At 70.0% G+C, this 20,741-nt stretch carries 15 protein-coding genes; 6 read left to right on the plus strand and 9 right to left on the minus strand.

Features of this window, described 5'->3' with window-relative positions; all coding sequences use genetic code 11:
* Nucleotides 1-2: 2 nt before the first annotated feature.
* Nucleotides 3-665 (minus strand): tRNA (adenosine(37)-N6)-threonylcarbamoyltransferase complex dimerization subunit type 1 TsaB, encoded by a 663-nt coding sequence (gene tsaB / locus LRG10_RS01055; protein ID WP_238634451.1) that lies wholly within the window; start codon nt 663-665, stop codon nt 3-5.
* Nucleotides 666-865: 200 nt separating this feature from the next.
* On the opposite strand from tsaB, the gene ectA reads away from it, so the two are divergent.
* From ectA to LRG10_RS01070, 3 genes are all read left to right on the plus strand, one after another.
* A complete protein-coding gene (ectA, locus tag LRG10_RS01060) occupies nt 866-1,357 on the plus strand; it encodes a diaminobutyrate acetyltransferase (protein ID WP_201241488.1) in 492 nt (163 codons plus the stop codon).
* Nucleotides 1,358-1,422: 65 nt separating this feature from the next.
* Nucleotides 1,423-2,706 (plus strand): diaminobutyrate--2-oxoglutarate transaminase, encoded by a 1,284-nt coding sequence (gene ectB / locus LRG10_RS01065; protein WP_238632541.1) that lies wholly within the window; start codon nt 1,423-1,425, stop codon nt 2,704-2,706.
* A 116-nt stretch (nt 2,707-2,822) separates the two neighbouring features.
* Nucleotides 2,823-3,203: an ectoine synthase gene (locus tag LRG10_RS01070; RefSeq protein WP_238632542.1), complete on the plus strand. Its 381-nt coding sequence runs from the start codon at nt 2,823-2,825 to the stop codon at nt 3,201-3,203.
* A gap of 13 nt (nt 3,204-3,216) precedes the next feature.
* Here LRG10_RS01070 and LRG10_RS01075 read toward each other — a convergent pair whose 3' ends face one another.
* The 6 genes from LRG10_RS01075 to LRG10_RS01100 all read right to left on the minus strand — a co-directional run bounded on the left by LRG10_RS01075 (nt 3,217) and on the right by LRG10_RS01100 (nt 14,825).
* A complete protein-coding gene (locus LRG10_RS01075; RefSeq protein WP_201171381.1) occupies nt 3,217-4,842 on the minus strand; it encodes a GTPase family protein in 1,626 nt (541 codons plus the stop codon).
* Nucleotides 4,842-6,512 (minus strand): GTPase, encoded by a 1,671-nt coding sequence (locus tag LRG10_RS01080; protein WP_201171391.1) that lies wholly within the window; start codon nt 6,510-6,512, stop codon nt 4,842-4,844. The genes LRG10_RS01075 and LRG10_RS01080 overlap by 1 nt, the downstream gene beginning before the upstream one ends.
* A gap of 107 nt (nt 6,513-6,619) precedes the next feature.
* On the minus strand, nt 6,620-8,320 hold the full coding sequence (locus LRG10_RS01085; protein WP_238634452.1) for an ExeM/NucH family extracellular endonuclease: 1,701 nt from the start codon (nt 8,318-8,320) through the stop codon (nt 6,620-6,622).
* 34 nt (nt 8,321-8,354) lie between these two features.
* Nucleotides 8,355-11,471, minus strand: a complete 3,117-nt coding sequence (locus LRG10_RS01090; RefSeq protein ID WP_238634453.1) for an efflux RND transporter permease subunit — start codon at nt 11,469-11,471, stop codon at nt 8,355-8,357.
* The gene (locus LRG10_RS01095; protein ID WP_238634454.1) at nt 11,468-12,568 is read right to left on the minus strand and encodes an efflux RND transporter periplasmic adaptor subunit; all 1,101 of its coding nucleotides are present in this window, start codon (nt 12,566-12,568) and stop codon (nt 11,468-11,470) included. The genes LRG10_RS01090 and LRG10_RS01095 overlap by 4 nt, the downstream gene beginning before the upstream one ends.
* Before the next feature lie 49 nt (nt 12,569-12,617).
* Nucleotides 12,618-14,825, minus strand: coding sequence for a bifunctional (p)ppGpp synthetase/guanosine-3',5'-bis(diphosphate) 3'-pyrophosphohydrolase (locus LRG10_RS01100; protein WP_201171396.1), 2,208 nt, complete (start codon nt 14,823-14,825; stop codon nt 12,618-12,620).
* A gap of 201 nt (nt 14,826-15,026) precedes the next feature.
* Here LRG10_RS01100 and lexA point away from each other — a divergent pair, with 201 nt between their 5' ends.
* The 3 genes from lexA to LRG10_RS01115 are packed head-to-tail and all read left to right on the plus strand — an operon-like array spanning nt 15,027 to nt 17,877.
* A complete protein-coding gene (gene lexA / locus LRG10_RS01105) occupies nt 15,027-15,710 on the plus strand; it encodes a transcriptional repressor LexA (protein ID WP_201171397.1) in 684 nt (227 codons plus the stop codon).
* Nucleotides 15,711-15,722: 12 nt separating this feature from the next.
* Nucleotides 15,723-16,562: a translesion DNA synthesis-associated protein ImuA gene (gene imuA / locus LRG10_RS01110; protein ID WP_201171400.1), complete on the plus strand. Its 840-nt coding sequence runs from the start codon at nt 15,723-15,725 to the stop codon at nt 16,560-16,562.
* A 22-nt stretch (nt 16,563-16,584) separates the two neighbouring features.
* Nucleotides 16,585-17,877, plus strand: coding sequence for a DNA polymerase Y family protein (locus LRG10_RS01115; RefSeq protein WP_238634455.1), 1,293 nt, complete (start codon nt 16,585-16,587; stop codon nt 17,875-17,877).
* 7 nt (nt 17,878-17,884) lie between these two features.
* On the opposite strand, the gene LRG10_RS01120 is transcribed toward LRG10_RS01115, so the two are convergent.
* Entirely contained in the window at nt 17,885-18,535 is a 651-nt protein-coding gene (locus tag LRG10_RS01120) for a nicotinamidase (RefSeq protein ID WP_201171405.1), read from the minus strand.
* Between the two features lie 100 nt (nt 18,536-18,635).
* Complete coding sequence (pnp, locus tag LRG10_RS01125) at nt 18,636-20,723, minus strand: polyribonucleotide nucleotidyltransferase (RefSeq protein ID WP_201172511.1); 2,088 nt, start codon at nt 20,721-20,723, stop codon at nt 18,636-18,638.
* Between the last annotated feature and the right edge of the window lie 18 nt (nt 20,724-20,741).

Raw genomic sequence — 20,741 nt, forward strand, 5'->3', positions numbered from 1 at the left:
GTCTAGACCCCCTCGCGCAGATAGACCGGGCGCACCGCCTCGGCCTGAATGGCGCGACCGGCCTGCCAAGCGGCCAGCGCCATCGGCAACAGGTCGCGCGCCTCGGGCAGGGCCTCGGGGTCACAGCCGGCACCGGTGTCCGGCAACCGCCCGGCGTAGGCGGCGAAGCCGCGCCCGACCCCGAACCAGTCGGTGCCGCCGCCGTCCACGTCCTCCGGCGCATCGGCGGCCTCGACACCCCCCGCCAGCGCCACCCCCGTGCCCCCCACGGTGCGGTAGCTGCCCCAGTAGACCTGCCCCATGCGGGCATCCAGGGCCGCCAGCACCTGCCCCGCCCCGTGTCGGCGGCGGGCCCCTTCGGCCAGGGCGGCCAGGGTGGAGACCGGCAGCGCCGGCACCCCCCACGCCGTGCACAGCCCCTGGGCCGAAGAGGCCGCCAGGCGCACCCCGGCAAAGGCCCCGGGTCCCTGGCCAAAGGCCACCGCCGAGACCTGCTCGCCACGGATACCGGCCTCCGCCATCACGGCCTCGAGCATCGGCAGCAGCCGCGCCGTGTGCCGACGCGGGGCCTCTTCGCTGTGCTCGAAGATATCACCGTCCCGGTAGACAGCCACCGAGCACCCCTCGGTGGCTGTCTCCAGGGCAACGATGACGGTCTGTGTCATCCCATCCCTCCTGCGCTGCCCGCGCCCCAGCGGCGGGGGCGCCGACGGTTTCTGCGGGCCTTGCGACGGGGCAATATACCGCTGATCGACGCCCCCGACGACCCGGGCGCTGCCGCGACGGCGCCGGGACCACCTCGCTTGACCGCCCCCCGGGCGGCTGCTGTAATTAATGCGAATCTTGCGAACAAGAGCGCAGCTCGTTGTCCGAAGAACCATCCATCGTCTTTCGTCCGCCCGAGCGGGAAGACGGCGCCGCCATCCATCAGCTGGTCCAGCGTACCGGCATCCTGGACGTCAACTCCTGCTACCTCTACCTGCTCCTCTGCACGGAGTTCGCGGACACCTGCGTGGTGGCCGAAGAAGACGGCGCCCTGCTCGGTTTCGTCACCGGCCTGCGCCTGCCGCAGCGGCCCGATTCGGTCTTCCTCTGGCAGATCGGCATCTCCCCGGACGCCCAGGGTCGGGGACTCGGCAAGCGCCTAGTGCGCGCTTTCCTCGAGACCCCGGGCGCCCGTGATGCCCGCGTCCTCGAGACCACCATATCGCCCTCCAACGCGGCCTCCCGCGGCCTGTTCACGGCCATCGCCCGTGAGCACGGAGCCGAGATTCAGGTCAGCGAATACTTCCGCGAAGATCACTTCCCGCCGGGCCATGAGTCCGAAGAGCACTACCGGATCGCCCCCATTCGCTAAGTCTGCGGCGCCGGGCGCCGCAGACCGCCCAATCCATTGCAAGTCACAACCGAGGCAAAGACGCCATGACCCTTGATGTAATGCAGACCATCGAGCAGCACGAGTCGGTCGTGCGCTCCTACATCCGCACGTTCCCCAAACCGTTCGACAAGGCCAGCGGCGTGCGGGTCTACGACACCGACGGCCACAGCTATCTGGACTTCTTCGCCGGGGCGAGCGTGCTGAACTACGGGCACAACAACCCGGAGCTCAAAAAGCCGCTACTCGAGTACCTCCAGGACGACCGCATCGTCCATAGCCTGGACATGGCCTCGGTGGCCCGCGCCGAGTTCCTGGAGACCTTCCACCGGCTCATCCTTGAGCCGCGCGGCATGCACTACCGCGTGCAGTTCCCCGGGCCGACGGGCACCAACGCCGTCGAGGCAGCGCTGAAGATCGCCCGCAAGGTCACCGGCCGTCAGCGCATGGTCTCGTTCACCAACGCCTTCCACGGCATGACCGTCGGCTCCCTGGCGGTCACCGGCAACGCCTTCAAGCGCAAGGGCGCCGGGTTCCCGCTGACCTACAGCGAGAGCATGCCGTACTGCGGCTACTTCGGGCAGGACGTCGACACGCTGGAGTACATGGACAAGCTCCTGGCTGACAAGGGCAGCGGCGTGGACCACCCGGCGGCGATCATCACCGAGACGGTCCAGGGCGAGGGCGGCCTGGCCGCCTGCAGCATGCAGTGGCTCAAGGGCCTTGAAGAGCTCTGCCGCAAGCACGACCTGCTACTGATCGTCGACGACATCCAGACCGGCAACGGCCGCACCGGACCGTATTTCAGCTTCGAAGAGGCCGGCATCACGCCGGATATCGTCACCGTCTCCAAGTCGATCAGCGGCTACGGGCTGCCCATGTCGCTGACCCTGGTCAAGCCGGAGCACGACATCTGGGAGCCGGGCGAGCACAACGGCACCTTCCGCGGCCACAACCTGGCCTTCGTGACCGCTAAGCGCGCCCTGGAACTGTACTGGAGCGACGACACCCTGCAGCGCGAGACCGAGCGCAAGGCCCGTCGCATCTACGAGGCGCTGCAGGAGTTGATCGACAAGTACCCCCGCGCCGGCGGCGAACACCGCGGTCGAGGCATGATGCGCGGGATTCGCTTCACCAAGGACAAGGAGCTGGCCAGCACGATCTCGGAGATCGCCTTCGAGCACGGGCTGATCATCGAGACCTCCGGCCCCGAGGACGATGTGCTCAAGCTCCTGCCGCCGCTGATCATCGAGGACCGGGACCTCGAGGAGGGCCTGGCGATCATCGAGCGCGCCCTCGGCGAGGCGATGCAGCGCCGCGGGCTGGCCTGAACCGTACCCGGCCGGTGGCGGCCCGGGTCGCCGCCGGCCATCTCCCCCACCCTCATCAACGAACCGAGTGCACCGGGCCCTCCGTCGCCCGGCCCATCCAGTAAGCGAGGTCAACCATGATCGTGCGTCACATGCAGGACATCATCGGCTCCGACCGCGAGGTCGAGACCGATGAATTCATCAGCCGCCGGATCATCCTCAAGGAGGACGGGATGGGGTTCTCGTTCCACGAGACCATCATCAAGGCCGGCACTAACATGTTCATCTGGTACGCCAACCACCTTGAGTCGGTCTACTGCATCTCGGGCAAGGGCGCGATCGAGGTCGTCGGCGGTGAAACCTACACCATCGAGCCGGGCATGCTGTACGGCCTCGACGGCCACGAGAAGCACTACCTGCGCGCCGAGGAGGAGCTGCGCCTGATGTGCGTCTTCAACCCGCCCCTGACTGGCCGCGAGGTACACGACGAGAACGGCACCTACCCGCTCCTCGACTGACCCGCAGCCGCCCTCACCGGCGCCCCGACGCCGCCACCTCGGTGGCGGCGCTGCGGGTTCGGGCGCTCAGGCGCTGGCAACTGGCCAACTCCTCGTGCACGTCGGCCATCGCCCCCCCATCGGCCCCCGCCACCGCCTCGGCCAGCTGCCCGGCCAACCGCCGTGCGTGGCGCCGACCTCCGGGCCCGAGCAGTGCGCGCCCCAACCAGCCGAGCAGCAGGCTGGCCACACTGCCGCCGGCGAGCAGGGCAAAGGGCCAGCTGATCTCACCCGCCACCGCCGGCGCGGGCACGCTCGGCAAGGCCAGCCACTCGGCACCTCCCCGCGTGACCAGCCAGAGCCCGCCGAAAAGCGCGGCGGCCTCACTGGCGCCCCGTAAGGCCCCCACCCCCCGCCACCAGAGGCGCGGACGGGGCGACCAGGCCAGCTCGCCCAATCGCCCCCGCAGCTCGCCGGCGCGCGGCACCGCTGCAGTCACTGCCAGGCTGCGAAGCCGCTCTGCAGCCGGCTCCGGCAACCGCGCCGCGGCCGGCTCGATGGCCTGCAACAGGCCGTCACGCAGCAGCGGCTCGGCAACCTTCGGCCGCGGCAGCGCCGAGGTGGCGACGGCCGTGACCGCGGGACGCCCGCGCAGGCCCGAGAACAGCGCGCCGAGCAACCGCTTCAGCGGTGAGGCCACGGCCCGCATGCCGGCCTGACGATAGGCTCCGGCGGCACCGGCAAGCAGCTCGGCCTCGTTCACCGCCTGGCGCTGGGCCGTCACCAGCCTCTCGCCGTCGAGTTCGAGGCGCTCGGGATCGGGTAGACACGCCGCGCTACGGCTGATCAGTTCGGTGACATCGGCACGGAGACGCTCCAGCGGCGCGCGGCGCTCACGCACCCGGGCAGCGATCCGCTCGGCCAGCCGGGAGACGCCCTCGCCCCCGACCGCGTCCGTGGCCAGCAGCTCCACCGCCTGCAGGCCCTGGCGGCCGAGCAGCTCTCGCAGGTGCTCCAGACAGGCATCCCGATCCGACGGGGTGAGACGATCGGCATGGTTCAGGGCGACCATCAGCACCTCGGCGTGATGGGCCAGGCGGGCGAAGTACCCCTCATGGGCCAGCGCGTGGGCATACTTGAGCGGATCGACAACCCACAGCAGCAGGTCGCAGCGCTCGATCAGCCGCTCAGCCACCGCCCAGTGGTCCTGCACCACCGAATCCATATCGGGCAGGTCGAGGAGCACCGCACCATCCAGATCACTGCGTCCGCGACCATCCGGCACGCTACGCCGCTCGAAGACCTGTAGCCAGTCGAGCAGCGCTGCGACCCGGTCATCCTCGCCCACGGTCACTGCCACCGCGTGATCCGTCGTCGGCCGGCGTACCCCCGGGGCAGAGACCTCCTCGCCCACCAGGGCATTCACCAAAGAGGATTTCCCACTGCCGGTCCCGCCGGCCACGGCGATCACGACATGATCCCGTGAGCGGGCCAGACGCTCCCGGGCCCGTCCCTGCACATGCGCCATCTCGTCGACCAGCGTCGGCGGCAGGCGACCGGCACCGAGGCGATGCAGCGCCTCCAGGGTCTCCAGGCCGGTATCCACGTCGCTCGTCCCACGCGTGGCGACGCCGCTGCTGCTCGAGCCCAGCCGGCGCATCACAGCACCCCCGCCAGCGCATCCCGCCGGGCCCGCACCGCATCCACCGCCTCCGGCGACGGGGCTGCCACAGTCAATAACCGGTGGTAGACCTGCGCCTCGGACTCGGCGAGTTCGGCGACCCGGTTGTGGAGATCCTCGCGGATATCGGTGATGAGCTGATGGACGTTGCGTTCGCCGAGGATCCGCGAGAGGACCGTGTGGGTCGTGGTCGAACCTGCGGCGGTCAGGGCCAGCTCGCCGGTGCTCAGGCCGCCACTGAGGGTGAAGAGGACCAGAACGGCGCTGGTGAAGGTGGCATTGATGCCGGTGGTTGCCCGGCGGGCCCAGCTGAGCTTGGCCCGACCGATGGTGGCCACGTGCTCGGCGACCTGCTGCTCCCAGGCCGCCACCAGCGCCTCGGCATCCGCACGCCGGGCGACTGAACCTGCGGCACGCGGACGCGGCTCCCGGGCGAAGATGGCACGACCCACCGGTTCCTGCTGCCAGGCACTCTCCACGCCGGCAGCGGTCTGCTCGAGAACCGTGTGCAGCATCTCGGCGATACCAGCGCGGGCCTCCTCCTTGGCCTCCTGCTCCACCTGACGCCCCCCTCGGCCCAGCGGCAACCAGGCCAACCAGCGCCGCGGCGAGAGCTGACCCACCGCCGCATGGAGCTGGCGCTGCAGCCAGCCACTGCCGACCAGCTCGGTCCAGCGGCGCAGCACCTCCCGGCGCAAGGGCTCCCCCTCGTGGAGCTGGGTGAGCACGCGCTGCGGGACGTCGGCGTAGTCCTCTTCGACGGTGGCGGCCAAACCGCGGGCCGCAGCGCGCTCCGAATCGACCGCCTCAAGCAGGGCGTCGACCTCTGCCGGCAGATAGCGCACGGCACCGAGCACCGTACGGCGCCGATGGGCGGCACGCTGCTCCGCCGGGGCGAGGGCGCGGATCCGCTCAAGCACCGGCCCGGCCACCGACTCGGGCAGGCGCTCGCCGGAGACCGGCGCCGTGGGCAGGTGCGCCGTCTCGACGGTGCGGTGGCCGGCGGCGTCGAGCTTCTCGGCCAGGTCGGGGAGGATCTCGTGCGCCTCGGCATCACTGGCCTGGGTCAGCACGACCAGGGTCGAGACGTCCAGCTGCGCCGCCTGGCGCAGATAGACCATGCCCGCCTCGTCGGCGTAGGTGCGGGCGGTGGCCAGCCAGACCCAGACGTCGGCCACCTCCAGCAGGCGCTCGGTGGCGGCGCGATTGGCGGTCTCGACGCTGTCCACATCCGGCGCATCCACCACCACCAGGCCCTCCGGCACCGACTCCAGAGGGGCCGTGCGCAGAGCGGCGCGTTCGGCCTCCGCGGCCAGGACGCCGCGGCGCAGCACCGTATCCAGATCGCCGGGGCGTCCGATCACCGTGGGCACCGAGGTGGTCGGCCGGCGCGCGCTGGTGGCGGCCACCGCTGAGCCGGCCAGCGTGTTGGCCAGGGTGGATTTGCCGGCACCGGTACCGCCGGCGAAGACCACCAGCAGGGGCTCATCCTCGCGCTCGAGGCGGGCGATGAGCCCGTCCATACGGCGCAGAAGCCGTTCCCAGGGCGGCAGCCAGGGGGCATCCCGGAGGCGGGCCGCCTCGCCGTCGAGGCCGAGCAGGTCGTGGCGGAGTTCGGTGAGGGTCTGCTGGAGCTCTTCGCGGTCCATCGCGACAAGATACAGGGAAACCCGGTGGATGTTCACGTACCCGGCCCGACATCCACCCCCGGGGGGATTACACGACCCCGGGCAGGCCCGCCGCCTGAGCCGGGCATCTATTCGACCTTCTCGAGGTCCACGGCGACAGGATCATGATCGGAGGAGCGGTAGGCGTCGTCGCGGACGCGCTGCGGGTCACTGTCGAACTCCAGAAAGCGCGGTTCGTCGGCGTTGATCGGATGCCGGTGAACCGCTGCCACGCGCCCGGCCAGCGCCGGGTGGGCCTGCAGATGATCCAGGTAGCCCGATTCACCACGGAAGACGTAGGTGTAGCGCTCGGGCCATGGCAGGTGCTCGGCGAGCAGATCCACCTTGCCCGCCGCGGCCAGGGCACGCGCCGGATCCTCGCCGCCGTAGGCGTTTAGATCGCCGGCGATCAGCACCGGCAGGAGCTCGTCGCGCTCACTGCGCCAGCGCTCGAGGTACTCGACCAGCGCTTCGGCCTGCTCGGTCCGGCGCCGGTTCCAGCACCCCTGGCCTCGATCCACGTCCCCGGCATCCGGGCAACGGGTTTTCGACTTGAAGTGGATGCCCGTCACGGCGAAGGGATCCCCACCCCCACGGGGTCGAAATGCGGCCAGCGGCGGCGGGCGGTGATGAACGCCCCGGGCATCACGAACGGTCCCGGTCAGCGGCTCGACCCGATCTTCGCGATAGGCCAGGGAGACCTTGATGGCGTCGCTGCCGGTCTCCCCGCCGCTGGCCAAGCGCCAGGGGTGGCCGGTGGCCGCAGCCAGCCTTTCGATGAAGTCCTCGGGGGCGTCCCGGCGATTCTCCATCTCCACCAGCACCAGCATGTCGGCGTGCAAGGATTCTGCGGCGGCGAGCAGCTTGGCCCGCTGGCGCTGCAGTTCTGCCCGTCTGGCCGCACCGCGCTCCCCCAGGGTGAGGAAGTAGTTCTCAACGTTGAAGGCCGCCACCCGCACCGTGCCCGGCTCCGGCGACGGCAGCGACCCGGGTCGCGGGTTGGACTGCTCGAACCCGGGGGGCTCGGTCGGGTGCAGGCGCCAGGCGCCGAAGGCGTGGGTCAGCACTCCGGTCAGGTCCGTCACCCGGCTCCCCACCCGCCGCGTGCCGTCGGCATCCAGGTGGGGTATGGGATCGGGCCGGCTCCGGTAGCTGCCGTCATCCAGACGCAGGCGTCCCGCGATCAGGGCCGGATCGTCAGGGCCGTGCCCAGGCAGGAAGTTGGTGGGGCGGAAGGCGCGCCGCCCAGGGGTCAGCTTCAGGGTACCGTAGCGCGCAAGCTCGTGGTTGCCGCTGACCACCATTGGCGGCCGGATGCGCACCAGCACTCCCTCCAGGCGCTCCGGATCGGCCGCCGGCCACGCCACGGGATGGGGGGCCAGCTCGGCCTCTCCGCAGTCGCGGACCGCCTCCAGCCATTCGAGCTGAGGCCGCCCGCGGTGCTCGCCGGCACGACCGGTGAGCAGGACCCGCCGGCCGGGCTCGATGCGTTCACGCTGCTCGGATGCCAGCTCGGGGGCATAGACGAACAGCCCCGCCGGCTTGCCGTCCGGGGCAGGCTCGACACTTTGGATGAAGAAGCCGTCCAGCCCGTCCTCACCGAGGAAGGCGCCGGTCACCACACCGCACACCTGGATCGTCTCGTCCGGAGCCGGGCGATCGTCTATCTGCCCGGCCACTTTGTGGACAGCGGTGGTCTCCGCGGAGGCACACACTCCGTCGGCGGACGCCGCGCCGCCGGCGAGCAGTAGCACGGCTCCGAGCAGAACCGGCGCCCATCCCGCTGCCATGCGTATTCCAGTCACCGTGGACTCCTCCCTGAGTTCACTCCCTCGCCCGCGGCGCGCCGTGGGCCCGTTCCAGGCGCTCCAGCTCGGCACCGACCACATTGACCGGGGTGGTGTACCGAGCCAGCCAGTCGTAAAGGACCGGGATGACGAACAGCGTCAACAGGGTCGCAAACCCCATGCCGCCGATGATCACGGTACCGATGGCGGCACGGCTCTCGGCCCCGGCGCCCAGCGCCAGAACCAGGGGGACCGCTCCGAAGACTGTGGAGATCGCCGTCATCAAGACGGGACGGAAGCGCAGCACCGCCCCGGCGTGGATGGCCTCGCGCACGCTGTAGCCCTGGTCCCGCAGCTGATTGGCGAACTCAACGATCAGGATCCCGTTCTTCGTCATCAGGCCGATTAGCAGGATCATACCGATCTGGCTGTAGATGTTCAGGCTGCTGCCGCCGAGCAGAAGCGCACCCAGGGCCCCAGTGATGGCCAGCGGCACCGCGGTCATGATGATCAGCGGATGGACGAAGCTCTCGAACTGCGCCGAGAGCACCAGAAAGACGATGAGCAGAGCCAGACCGAAGGTGAGGAAGACCGCCCCGCCGGCGCGCTTGAACTCCTCCGACAGGCCCAGGTAGCTGATCCGCGCTGTGGCGGGCAGCTCCTCGGCGGCCACCTGCTCGAGGTAAGCCAGGGCCGCGCCCAAGTCGTAACCCGGCGCCAGCGACGCGGTCAGCGTCACCGCCGGCAGGCGATCGACGCGGCTGAGAGCCGGCGGCGCGCCCTCCTCTTCTAAGGTGACTAAGGCCGAGAGGGGGATCAGCGCACCGTCGTTGAGGCTGCGCACGTGCAGCCGGTCCAGGTCGCCCGGGTTGCGCCGATCCACCGCCTCGGCCTGGAGCATGACGTCGTACTCGCGCCCGCGGTCGAGGTAAGCGGTCACCGTGCGCGAGGCAAGCAGGGTCTGCACGGTGCGCCCCAGCGCCTCGGCACTGACCCCGAGGTCAGCGGCCCGGTCACGGTCGATGCGCACGTTGAGCTGCGGACGCGTGGCGTCATAGCTGCTGTCGAGGTTGACCAGGCGGGGATTTTCGTCCCGGGCCCGATCCAGGATGCGCTCGGTCCAGCCGGCTACCTCATCGTAATCGGTGCCACCGACCACGAACTGTACCGGCTGCTGGAATCCGCTCTGGCCGAGACCCGGGGGATTCACGGCGAAGGCGCGCACGCCGGGGACGCCCATCAGCCGCGGCATGGTCTCGGCGACAATCTGCTGCTGACTCCGCGAACGATCGCCCCAATCCTCCAGGCCAACAATGATGAACGCGCTATTGGCGCGCCCGCCAAAGCCCAGGATGCTCAGCACCCGACGAGCCTCACCAGTCTCCTCGCGCAGCGGCCGCAGGATCTCCTCCAGCTCGCGTACGCCGGCATCGGTGTGCGCCGCGGTGCTGCCCTCCGGCGCGCTCGCCGGGACAATGAACACGCCGCGGTCCTCGGTGGGGGTCAGCTCTTGGGGCAGCGCCTGATAGAGCGCATAGGCGCCGACGGCGGCGGCCACCCCGACGCCGAGCACGGCGATGGGCGCCTGCAGCGCACCGCCCAGCGCACGACGGTAGCCGCCGGTCAGGCCGGTGAAGAACCGCTCGGCAACCGCTTCGAGCCCCCCTGGCTGTGCCGCCCGGGGGCGCAGCCACTTGGAACAAAGCATGCCCGTCAGGGTCAGGGCAACGAAGCTGGAGAACACCACCGCCGCCGCCAGCACCAGCCCGAACTCGGTGAACAGACGTCCGACGTTCCCCTCCATGAACGCAATGGGCACGAAGACCGCCACCAACGAGATGGTGGTGGCAATGACCGCGAAACCCACCTGGCGCACGCCGCGGTAGGCGGCCAGCAGCGGCGGCTCGCCCTCGTCGATGCGCCGCTGGATGTTCTCCAGCACCACGATGGCGTCGTCGACCACCAGCCCGATGGCCAGGATCAGCGCCAGCAGCGTCAGGACGTTGAGCGAGAAGCCGAGCGGACCCATGACGATGAACGCGCCGATTACCGCCACCGGGATGGTCACCGAAGGGATCAGGGTGGCGCGCAGGCTGCGCAGGAAGACGAAGATAGTCAGCACCACCAACCCGACGGCGATCAGCAGGGTGCGCACCACCTCGCGGATCGACTGGCGCACGAACTGCGACTCGTCGTAGCCAACCACCAGACGCAGATCGGCGGGCAGCTGATCCTCGAGCCGGGCCATCTCGGCGAGCACGGCGTCGGCGACGGCGATGGTGTTGGCCCGGGACTGGCGAATGATCCCCAGCCCCACCGCGGTCTCGCCGTCCAGGCGCACGGCGGTGTCGTCATCCTCCACCCCGCGTTCGACCCGGGCTACCTCGCCCAGGCGGACCAGCTCGTCGCCGCGGCGCTCAATGACCAGGCGAGCGAAGTCGTCGCGATCGCTCAGCCGGGTGTCGGTGCGCACGGTCAGCTGCCGGGCCACCGACTCGATCTCGCCGGCGGGCAGCTCGATGTTCTCCCGGCGCAGGGCATTCTCCACGTCCTCGACGGTCAGGGCGCGGGCCGCCAGGGCCTCGCTGTCGAGCCAGATGCGCATGGCGTAGCGCCGCTCGCCGCCGATACGCACCCGCGCCACCCCGTCGAGTACCGAAAGCCGATCCACCAGATGACGGTCGGCGTAGTCGGTCATCTCCTCGGGGCTCATGCGGCTACTGCTCAGGGACAGCCACATCATCGGCCGGGCGTCGGCCTCGGTCTTGGCCACCACCGGGGGGTCGGCATCCGCGGGCAGGTCGTCGAGGATCCGTCCGATGGCGTCACGCACGTCGTTGGCGGCGGCGTCGATATCCCGGCCCACCTCGAACTCGATATCCGTCTCACCGCGCCCGTCGCGACTCTCCGAGGTCATCGAGCGGATCCCGTCGACACTGCTCACCGCCGATTCGATCAGCTCGGTGATCTCGGTGTCGATCACCGCCGGCGCGGCACCGGTGTAGCGCGTCTCGATGGAGACCACAGGGGGATCGATGTCGGGGTATTCGCGCACCGGCAGCTGGGCGAGGGAGGCGATGCCGAGGACGACGATCAGCACGCTGGCCACGGTGGCCAGCACGGGGCGGCGGATCGCGATGTCGGAGAGGATCAACGGGCGGCCTCGGCCAGGCCGTCACCGGTCGCTGCGGCGTCGGCCGACGGGTTGCGTACCCGCACCCGGGCGCCGTCGCTCAGACGCTGGTGGCCGAGGGCCACCACCCGGTCAGCGGCCTCCAAACCGGCGACGATCTCCACCCGGCCGTCGCGGCGCTGGCCGCTCTGCACCGCCACCCGGTGGGCCACGCCATCGTCGACGCGGTAGACGTAACGCGCCCGGCCCTCGAGGATCAGCGCCTCCTCGGGGATGACGACGGCCTCGCGCTGGTCGAGCTCCAGCTCGACCTGCAGGAACATGCCCGGTTTGAGACGCCCGTCCGGGTTATCGATCTCGGACTCCAGGCGCAGTGTACGGGTGATCGGGTCGACACGACTGTCGATCCGGCGCAGCTGCCCGGAGAAGGTGCGATCGGCGAACCCAGCGCTGGTGGCCGTCACCGGCAGCCCGGGCTCGAGCTGCCCGAGCAGCCGCTCCGGGACCGAGAAACCGACACGCAGGGTGGTAGTATCATCGAGGGTGGTGATGACGGTCTGCGGGTCCACGTAAGCACCGAGGCTGACCTCGCGCATCCCGGTTACCCCCTTAAACGGAGCCCTGATGCGGCGCTCACGCAGCTGGGCCTCGGCCACCCGGACCTGGGCGCCGGCCACGGCGACACCGGCCACCAGGGTATCCAGATCCTGCTCGGTGGCGTCTCCGGTCTCGCGCAGGGAGCGCGTTCGACGCAGCTGCGCCTGCAGGTCCTCCAAGTGGGCCTGGGCCTCCTCCAGCACCGCTTGCTCCCGCTCGGCATCCAGCTCCAGCAGGGTCTGTCCGGCCCCCACCGCAGCCCCCTCCTGGAAACCGATGGCCGTGACCCGTCCGGCCGCCTCGGTGACGACATCGACAGCCTCCCGGGCGCGGGTGGTTCCGGTCGCCCGGAAGGTATCGCGGATCGTCGCCCGCTCTGCACCGGCGGTCTCGACCACCGCCTCGCGCCCCGCCGGGGGGCCACCCGCGGGCGACGGCTCGCCACGCGTCAGCCAATAACCACCGGACGCCACCCCGGCAATCAGCAGGGCGGCGAAGAGGATCTGGTAAGCGGGACGCATGGTGACTCCTGGCAGGGACCGTCGATAGCCAGGGTATATTAGCGCCCTCTCATGTGCCGCGCCACACGCGCTCCACCCGCTCACTGGCCGAGAGCTTGGCCATCAGCCGGGAGAGCTGCTGGACGTCGCTGACCTGCACATCGATATCGATGCGGTAGGCGTCCGCCGGCTCGGCGTGGGTCTGCACGCCGTCCAGGCGCACCCCCTCGTGGCCGCACAGGCGGGTGATCTCGCTCAGTGGCCCGTCAAGCACCCCGGTACGGACGTGGATGCGCACCGGATAGCGCCCGGCCGGAGCCGTCCGCCAGTTGACGTCGAGCAGACGTTCCGGCTCCCGTTCCCGCAGCTGCTCCACATTGCGGCAGTCCTGACGGTGGATCGTCACCCCCGAGCCCCGGGTGATGAACCCGATGATCGGGTCCCCGGGTGCCGGGGCACAGCAGCGGGCCATACGGGTCAGCAGGTTGCCCACGCCCTCCACGGTGACGTCATCGTCACCGCCCGGTTTCTCGGGGCGGCGGGCCCGCTCGGGCGCCGCCGGGGGCTCCGGCTGCTGCGGCAGCAGCCGGTCGCGCAGCAGGGCCGCGATCTGCCCAGAGGTCACTTCGCCCCGGCCTAGGGCCGAGAGGAACAGCTCCGCCCGGGCGTAGCGGCTACGCCGGACCACCTCGTCGGTGCTCACCTCCTCCAGCCCGAGACGGCGCAACTCCTTGTCCAGCGCCTGGCGCCCTGCCGCCACGTTCTTGTCGTGATCGCGCTGCCGAAACCAGGTGCGTACCTTGGTGCGCGCTCGATTGGTGTAGAGATACCCCAGCTCCGGGTTGATCCAGTCGCGGCTTGGCCGCTCCTCGCGACTGGTGAGGATCTCAACCCGATCGCCGTTCTCCAGGGGGCGGGTCAGCGGCGCGATCCGGTTGTTGATCTTCGCCCCGCGACAACGGTGGCCCAGGCCAGTATGGATGTGGTAGGCAAAATCCAGCGCCGTCGCCCCCCGCGGCAGGTCGATCACGTCTCCCCCCGGGGTGAGGGCATAGACCCGATCAGCGAAGACCTCGGCACGGACACGATCAACGAAATCCCCCTCGTCGTCGTCCTCGCGCCCCCACTCGAGGATCTGGCGCAGCCACGCGATCTTCTGTTCAAACTCCGCGTCCTGCCTGCCGCCCTCCTTGTAGCGCCAGTGGGCGGCGATCCCCAGCTCCGCCTCGGCGTGCATCTCGTGGGTACGGATCTGCACCTCCACCGCCTTGCCCTCGGGGCCGGCCACCGCGGTGTGCAGCGAGCGGTAGTTGTTCTCTTTGGGGGTTGCGATGTAATCGTCGAACTCCCGCGGGATCGGCATCCACAGGCCGTGGACGATCCCCAGGGCGGCGTAGCAGGCGCGCTCATCGTCGACGAGGATACGCACGGCGCGCAGGTCGTAGAGGTCGTCGAAGCGCAGCCCCTTGCGCTGCATCTTCCGATAGATGCTGTAGATATGCTTGGGGCGACCGTAGACCTCGGCATCGAGGCCCGCCTCGTCCATGGCCGCCTGCAGCTGGCTGCAAACCTGCTCGATGTAGGCCTCGCGATCGCGCCGGCGCTCGGCCAGGCGCTTGGCGAGCTCCATGTAGGCCTCCGGCTCCAGATAACGGAACGCCAGATCCTCCAGCTCCCACTTGAGCTGCCAGATACCCAGCCGATTCGCCAGGGGCGCATAGATATCCCGCGTCTCGCGGGCCAGGCGGCTGCGCTCCTCCTCGCCGAGCCCGCGGCAACTGCGCAGGTCGTGCAGCCGCTCGGCCAGAGCGATGAAGACCACCCGGACATCCCGGGCCATGGCCAGCAGCATCTTGCGCAATCCCTCAACCCGCTCGCCCTGAATGGCCGACTCAAGCTCGGCGGAGTCACGGAACCGGCCGATGCCGTGCATGCGGCACACCCCTTGGGCGAGTTCGGCGATGTCGGGACCCAGATGCTTGCCCAGCCCGGCGATGGCGCCCTCCTGCAACTCGGGCAGATCGTGGATCAGCGCCGCCGCCAGGGTCGCGGCGTCCAGGCCCAGCTCGGCAAGGATGGTCGCGGTGTAGACAGCGTGGGCGAAATACGGCTCGCCGGAATCGCGCATCCGCTCCCCGTAACCGGCCCGCGCACGCGCCCAGGCGCCCTCGAGCAGCTCGCGGTCGGCGTCGCTGAGCGACACCGGCAGGCGGTGCAGCCAGGCGGCCGGCTCCAGGGTGGTGACGTCGTCGATGTCGGCTAGGGCGGATTGGACCATGGGCCTCTGGGGTTCAGGGTTCAGGGTTCAGGGTTCAGGGTTCAGGGTTCAGGGTTCAGGGTTCAGGGTTCAGGGGGAGAGTTTCAGGCTGCAACGGGGCCGTGACAAGGGAGAACGCTCTCCCCTCGCGGCACGAGCGGTTGACGACTGAGCCGATCCACACTGTTGTACATAAAACCATCTGTGTATATAGTACTACCCATGGATACCCTTACAGACCGCCAACGCGAAATCCTCGAGCTCATCCGCCGCTCGGTGGCGGAGCGGGGATACCCCCCGACTCGAGCCGAGATCTGTCAGAGCCTCGGCTTCCGCTCACCGAACGCTGCCGAGTCCCACTTACGTGCGCTCGCCCGCAAGGGGGCCATCGAAATGCGGCGCGGCGCCTCGCGGGGCATCCGGCTGACCGATGCCGCTGCCCGAGGCAACCCCGAAGCACCCCGGACCACCGAGGAAACGGACGGCACCGGCCTCCCGGTTGTCGGGCGGGTGGCCGCCGGTAGTCCGCTGCTGGCCGAGGAGAGCATCGAGCGCTACTGCCAGGTCGATGCTGCACTGTTCTCCCCGCCGGCCGATTACCTGCTGCGTGTCCGCGGCGAAAGCATGCGCGATGCCGGCATCCTGGACGGCGATCTGCTCGCCGTTCGCCGTGACACCGAGGCCCGGGACGGGCAGATCGTGGTGATCCGCCTCCACGACGAAGTCACCGTCAAGTTCCTGGAACGCCGCGATGGCGTCCTGCGGCTGATCCCGGCCCACCCGGACTACCCCGTCATCGAGGTGGCGGCGGACGGTCAGGATGCCGTGCTCGAGGGCATCGGCGTCGGCGTGCTGCGTAGTCCGCTCCACCCGCGCGGTCCGGAAGACGACACGGCGTCCGACTGAGGAGGCGCAACCGTGAGCGAAGCTGCCCTGCAACCGCTGTTGAACGATCCGCGCATCTGGCGCCCTGGCCGCCGGGCCGAGACCGCCCGGCAACCCGCGCTCGGCACCGGTTATCCGGAACTGGACGCCGCCCTGCCCGACGGCGGCTGGCCTCTGGGCACCGTGACCGAGATCTTCCACGAGCAACCGGCCATCGGCGAACTCCAGCTGATCCTGCCCAGCCTGGCAGCGCTGAGCCGGCGCAGGCAGTGGCTGGCCCTGGTCGCCCCGCCCTACATCCCCTACGCCCCGGGGCTGGCCCACGCGGGGCTGGACCTCTCACGGGTGCTGCTCATCCACCCGCGCGCCCACGAAGAGCACCTCTGGGCCATGGAGCAGGCGTTGCGGAGCGGAACCTGCGGCGCTGTGGTCGGCTGGCCCCGGCAGGCAGACCGGACCGCCCTGCGCCGCCTGCAACTGGCCGCCGAAACCGGCGAAAGCTGGGCCGCCCTGTTCCGGCCGCACAAGGCACGGCACCAGGCCTCCACGGCGGCAATCCGTATCGCCCTACAACCGGAAGAGGACGCCACGCTCGGCGTCGACCTGCTCAAGTGCCGCGGCGCCCAGCCGCGCCGGCTACAGCTCCGGCCGGCACAGGCTGCCCCTCCGAACCCCACCGAAGCCCGAAACACCACCGAGGCGCGCTACCCCTCTCCACGCACCGAGGGCACCGCAGCAGCAGCCGAATCTGCCCTCCGGGAGGCGCCGGCCGGTGACCAGCCCCGTCAGGCTGCACCGTCTCCGCGGCGCCAGCCACGACGGCAGGACGCTCGCTCCCGCACCGCCGCGGGGCAGTTGCCCCTGCCCCTCTAGCACGACACGCTGCGCCCCAACCATGCCGGAGCCACACACCAGCCCGCTGTGGCTCGCTGTCCGCTTGCCTGCGCTGGCCGCCGAGCCCCCGGCCTCGGCAGGGCACACCCTCGAGCAAGTCGGCCTGTGGGGCCTGGAGCTCACGCATCAGGTGAGTCTCGCCCCCCCCGACACCGTCTTCCTTGAGGTCGGCGGCAGCCAGCGGCTGTTCGGGGGACCGGGGGAGATCCGACGCCACGCCCGGGAGGGTTTGCAGGGGCTGGGCCAGACTCCGGCATACTTGGCTGCTGCCCCCACGCCCCAGGGCGCCCGGCTGCTCGCCCGGGCCAGCCCGGGCACCTGGGTGACGGACCGCCGGACGCTCCGCCACACCCTGATGCCCCTGCCCTGCCAGCTCCTCGATCCGACCCCGGCCCAGCAGGAAGCCCTGGACGCCCTCGGACTGAGCCGTCTGGGCGACTGCCTGCGCATGCCCCGCAGTGGCCTGCGTCGCCGCATCGGCGATCCCCCCGTGCGCAGGCTGGAGCAGGCCCTCGGCGAACGGCCCGAACCGCGCCACTGCATCACGCCGCCGCAGCACTACCGCGGCCGCCTGGAACTGCCGGCCCCGACGACCGCCACCCGGGCCGCCGGCTTCGGCCTGCACCGGTTGCTGCGCGCCCTGGTGGGGATGCTGCGTGGCATCGACGCCGGGGTCCAACAGGCCACCGTCATCCTGGAACACCCCGACGCGCCGGAGACTCGACTGACGCTGGGGTTCCTGCGCCCGACCCGCGACCTCGAACACATGGCCCACATCGCCCGCCACCGACTGGAGCGCCAGAGGCTCCCCGATGTGGCGGTGGCTATCCGCCTCGAGGCGGATCAGCTGCTCCCGTACCACGGCACCAGCGGCCAGCTCTTCGAGGAGGTCGGCACCAGCACCGAGGCCGTCCGCACCCTGAGCGAACGGCTCATCGCCCGCCTGGGAACCGATTGCGTCCACCGCCTGGCCGTTTGCCCAGACCCGCGCCCGGAGCGGGCCTGGCGCCGCATCCCACTGGAACACCCCGATCAGCCGCCCGTCGCCACGCCACCGCGACCAGCCTGGCTGCTACGCCGTCCGCAGCGGCTGCGCAGTAGCGAGGACCGCCCATACTGGGGCGGCCCCCTCCACTTGGAGGCCGGCCCGGAACGGATCGAGAGCGGTTGGTGGGACGGCGAGGACGTGGTGCGCGACTACTACGTAGCCCGCGCCCCGGGCGGTAGCCGTCTCTGGGTCTATCGCGACCACCGCCCTCCCTACGGCTGGCACCTGCACGGCTTCTTCGCCTGAGAACGCCTCACGGCGCCCCGCTGACAACCTCCACGCCCGCAGCCTGCAGCGTCCGCTGCACCGAGGCGTCGTTGCTGGCATCCACCGGACGGGTCAGGTCCCACAGGAAGTGCACCCGGAAGCCGGCCCGGGCACCATCCTCCGCGCTCCAGAGCGCGCAGTAGTCCCGCGCCAACCCGCAGACGTAGATTTGCTCGACACCGAGTTCGCGGAGATAGCCGGCCAGCCCCGTCGAGGGTCGCCGCCCATCGGGCGCGAAATTCTCGCGGAAAGCGCTGTAGGAGTCGACCAGCGGGTCGGTGGCCTTGCGCAGCACAAGATCCGCGTAGCGCCAAGGGATCCCGTCGTGCAGGGCCGCCCCGGGCGTGTCCTGTACACAGTGATCGGGCCACAGCACCTGCTCGACACCGTGGAGCTCAATCACCTCGAAAGGGGAACACCCCGGATGGCTGGAAGCGAAAGAGATATGCCCCGGCGGATGCCAGTCCTGAGTAGCTACCACGTAGCGCACGGGCGCCCGCTCGAGCAAGCGGGCAATGGGGGCTACGACTTCTTCACCGCCTTGGGTCGGCAACGCGCCGCCGGGCATGAAGTCCGGCTGGACGTCGACGACGAGCAAAGCCGCGTGCTCGGCGTCTCTAGGTTGGGCCTCGACCACTGCAACCTCCCGGGGATCGGTCGGTGTCCCCTTATCAGGGTAGCCGCCGCGGCGCCGGCAGCAAGCCAGCGCCGCAACGACTGCAGCGGTCGGTTCGTGGTTACTCTTCCTCGACCGCCTTCATGGACAGCCGGATCCGGCCCTGCCGGTCCACCTCGAGCACCTTGACCCGTACCGAGTCGCCCTCGGCCAACTCGTCGGCGACGTTCTCGACCCGGTTGTTGGAGATCTGAGAGATGTGCACCAGACCGTCCCGGCCGGGCAGGATGTTGACGAAGGCCCCGAAGTCCATGAGCTTCGCCACTTTGCCCTCGTAGACCTTGCCCACCTCGACATCGGCGGTCAGCAGCTCGATGCGCTTCTTCGCCTCCTCGGCCGCGGCCTTGTCGGCGGAAGCGATGGTCACTACGCCCTCGTCGCTGATATCGATGTTGGTGCCGGTCTCCTCGGTCAGGCCACGGATGGTGGCACCGCCCTTGCCGATGACGTCGCGGATCCGCTCCGGGTCGATCTTCATGGTCAGCAGACGCGGGGCGTACTCGGACATCTGCTCGCGCGGCTTGTCGATCACCCGGTTCATCTCGTCGAGGATATGCAGCCGACCCGAGCGCGCCTGCTCCAAGGCCCGCTCCATGATCTCGCGGGTGATCCCGTCGATCTTGATGTCCATCTGCAGCGCGGTGACACCGTCCTTGCTGCCGGCCACCTTGAAGTCCATGTCCCCGAGGTGGTCCTCGTCACCGAGGATATCGGTCAGGACGGCGAAGTCGTCGCCCTCCTTGATCAGCCCCATGGCGATCCCCGCCACCTGGGCCTTGAGCGGTACACCGGCGTCCATCAGCGACAGGCTGGTGCCACAGACGGTGGCCATCGATGACGAGCCGTTGGATTCCGTAACCTCGGAAACCACGCGGATGACGTAGGGGAACTCTTCGTCCGAGGGCATCACGGCTTCGACGCCGCGCTTGGCCAACTTGCCGTGGCCAATCTCCCGCCGCTTCGGCGAGCCGATGAAGCCGGTTTCACCAACACAGTAGGGCGGGAAGTTGTAATGCAGCATAAAGGGCTCGCGGCGCTCGCCCTCCAGGGCGTCGATGACCTGGGCGTCCCGGCCGGTCCCCAGGGTGCTGACGACGATCGCCTGGGTCTCACCGCGGGTGAAGATCGCCGACCCGTGCGTCCGCGGCAGCACGCCTGCCTGAACGTTGAGCGGGCGCACGGTCTGGTTGTCGCGGCCGTCGATGCGCGGATGGCCGGCCAGAATCCGGCCCCGGACGATCTTCTTCTCCAGCGTCTTGAACGCCTCGCCGACCTCGCCGGCGCTCCAGCCTTCGCGCTCTTCGTCCGCCAGCTCCTCGATGGCTCTATCCCGCAGGGCGCCGACCCGCTCGCTGCGCTCCTGCTTGTCGGCGATCTGGTAGGCCGCCTCGAGCTCCGGGCGCACCCGATCGGCCACGGCCGACTCCAGCGACTCGTTCTTCTCAGGCGGCTGCCAGTCCCACCGGGGCTTGCCGGCCTCGGCGGCCAGGTCGTTGATGGTGTCGATGGCCACCTGCATCTGCTCGTGGCCGTAGAGCACGGCATCGAGCATGGTGCTTTCGGGCAGCAGGTTGGCCTCGGACTCGACCATCAGCACGGCATCGCGGGTACCGGCGACCACCAGATCCAGGTCCGATTCGGCGGTCTGACTGAAGGTCGGGTTGAGGACGAACTCACCGTCCAGGTGCCCGACCCGGCAGGCCCCGATGGGCCCCTCGAACGGGATGCCGGATAGCGCCAGCGCCGCCGAGGTGCCGATCATCGCCGGGATGTCGGCATCAACCTCGTCGTTGAGCGAGAGCACCGTGGCGATGACCTGGACCTCCTGGCGGAACCCCTCGGGGAAAAGGGGCCGGATGGGCCGGTCGATCAGGCGGCAGGTCAGGGTCTCCTTCTCGGAGGGACGACCCTCGCGCTTGAAGAAGCCCCCCGGGATGCGCCCCGCCGCGTAGGTGCGCTCCTGGTAGTTGACCGTCAGCGGCAGGAAGTCGCGTGCCGCGGCGGGGTCCTTCTTGCCGACCACGGTGACCAGGACCACCGTGTCCGCCATGTCCACCAGGACGGCGCCATCGGCCTGTCGGGCCACGCCCCCGGTCTCCAGGGTCACCTGATGCTGACCGAACTGGAAGCTCCGCTTGACCGGGGTCAGGGATAGCTGGCTCTCGCT

Origin of the sequence: Halorhodospira sp. 9628 (assembly GCF_022228075.1) — a bacterium.
Classification (GTDB): domain Bacteria; phylum Pseudomonadota; class Gammaproteobacteria; order Nitrococcales; family Halorhodospiraceae; genus Halorhodospira; species Halorhodospira halophila_A.

Coding starts and splice junctions, on each gene's coding strand:
- tsaB (WP_238634451.1), bottom strand. CDS start 665: ATGACACAGACCGTCATCGTTGCCCTGGAGACAGCCACCGAGGGGTGC.
- ectB (WP_238632541.1), top strand. CDS start 1,423: ATGACCCTTGATGTAATGCAGACCATCGAGCAGCACGAGTCGGTCGTG.
- LRG10_RS01070 (WP_238632542.1), top strand. CDS start 2,823: ATGATCGTGCGTCACATGCAGGACATCATCGGCTCCGACCGCGAGGTC.
- LRG10_RS01075 (WP_201171381.1), bottom strand. CDS start 4,842: ATGCGCCGGCTGGGCTCGAGCAGCAGCGGCGTCGCCACGCGTGGGACG.
- LRG10_RS01080 (WP_201171391.1), bottom strand. CDS start 6,512: ATGGACCGCGAAGAGCTCCAGCAGACCCTCACCGAACTCCGCCACGAC.
- LRG10_RS01085 (WP_238634452.1), bottom strand. CDS start 8,320: ATGGCAGCGGGATGGGCGCCGGTTCTGCTCGGAGCCGTGCTACTGCTC.
- LRG10_RS01095 (WP_238634454.1), bottom strand. CDS start 12,568: ATGCGTCCCGCTTACCAGATCCTCTTCGCCGCCCTGCTGATTGCCGGG.
- LRG10_RS01100 (WP_201171396.1), bottom strand. CDS start 14,825: ATGGTCCAATCCGCCCTAGCCGACATCGACGACGTCACCACCCTGGAG.
- lexA (WP_201171397.1), top strand. CDS start 15,027: ATGGATACCCTTACAGACCGCCAACGCGAAATCCTCGAGCTCATCCGC.
- LRG10_RS01115 (WP_238634455.1), top strand. CDS start 16,585: ATGCCGGAGCCACACACCAGCCCGCTGTGGCTCGCTGTCCGCTTGCCT.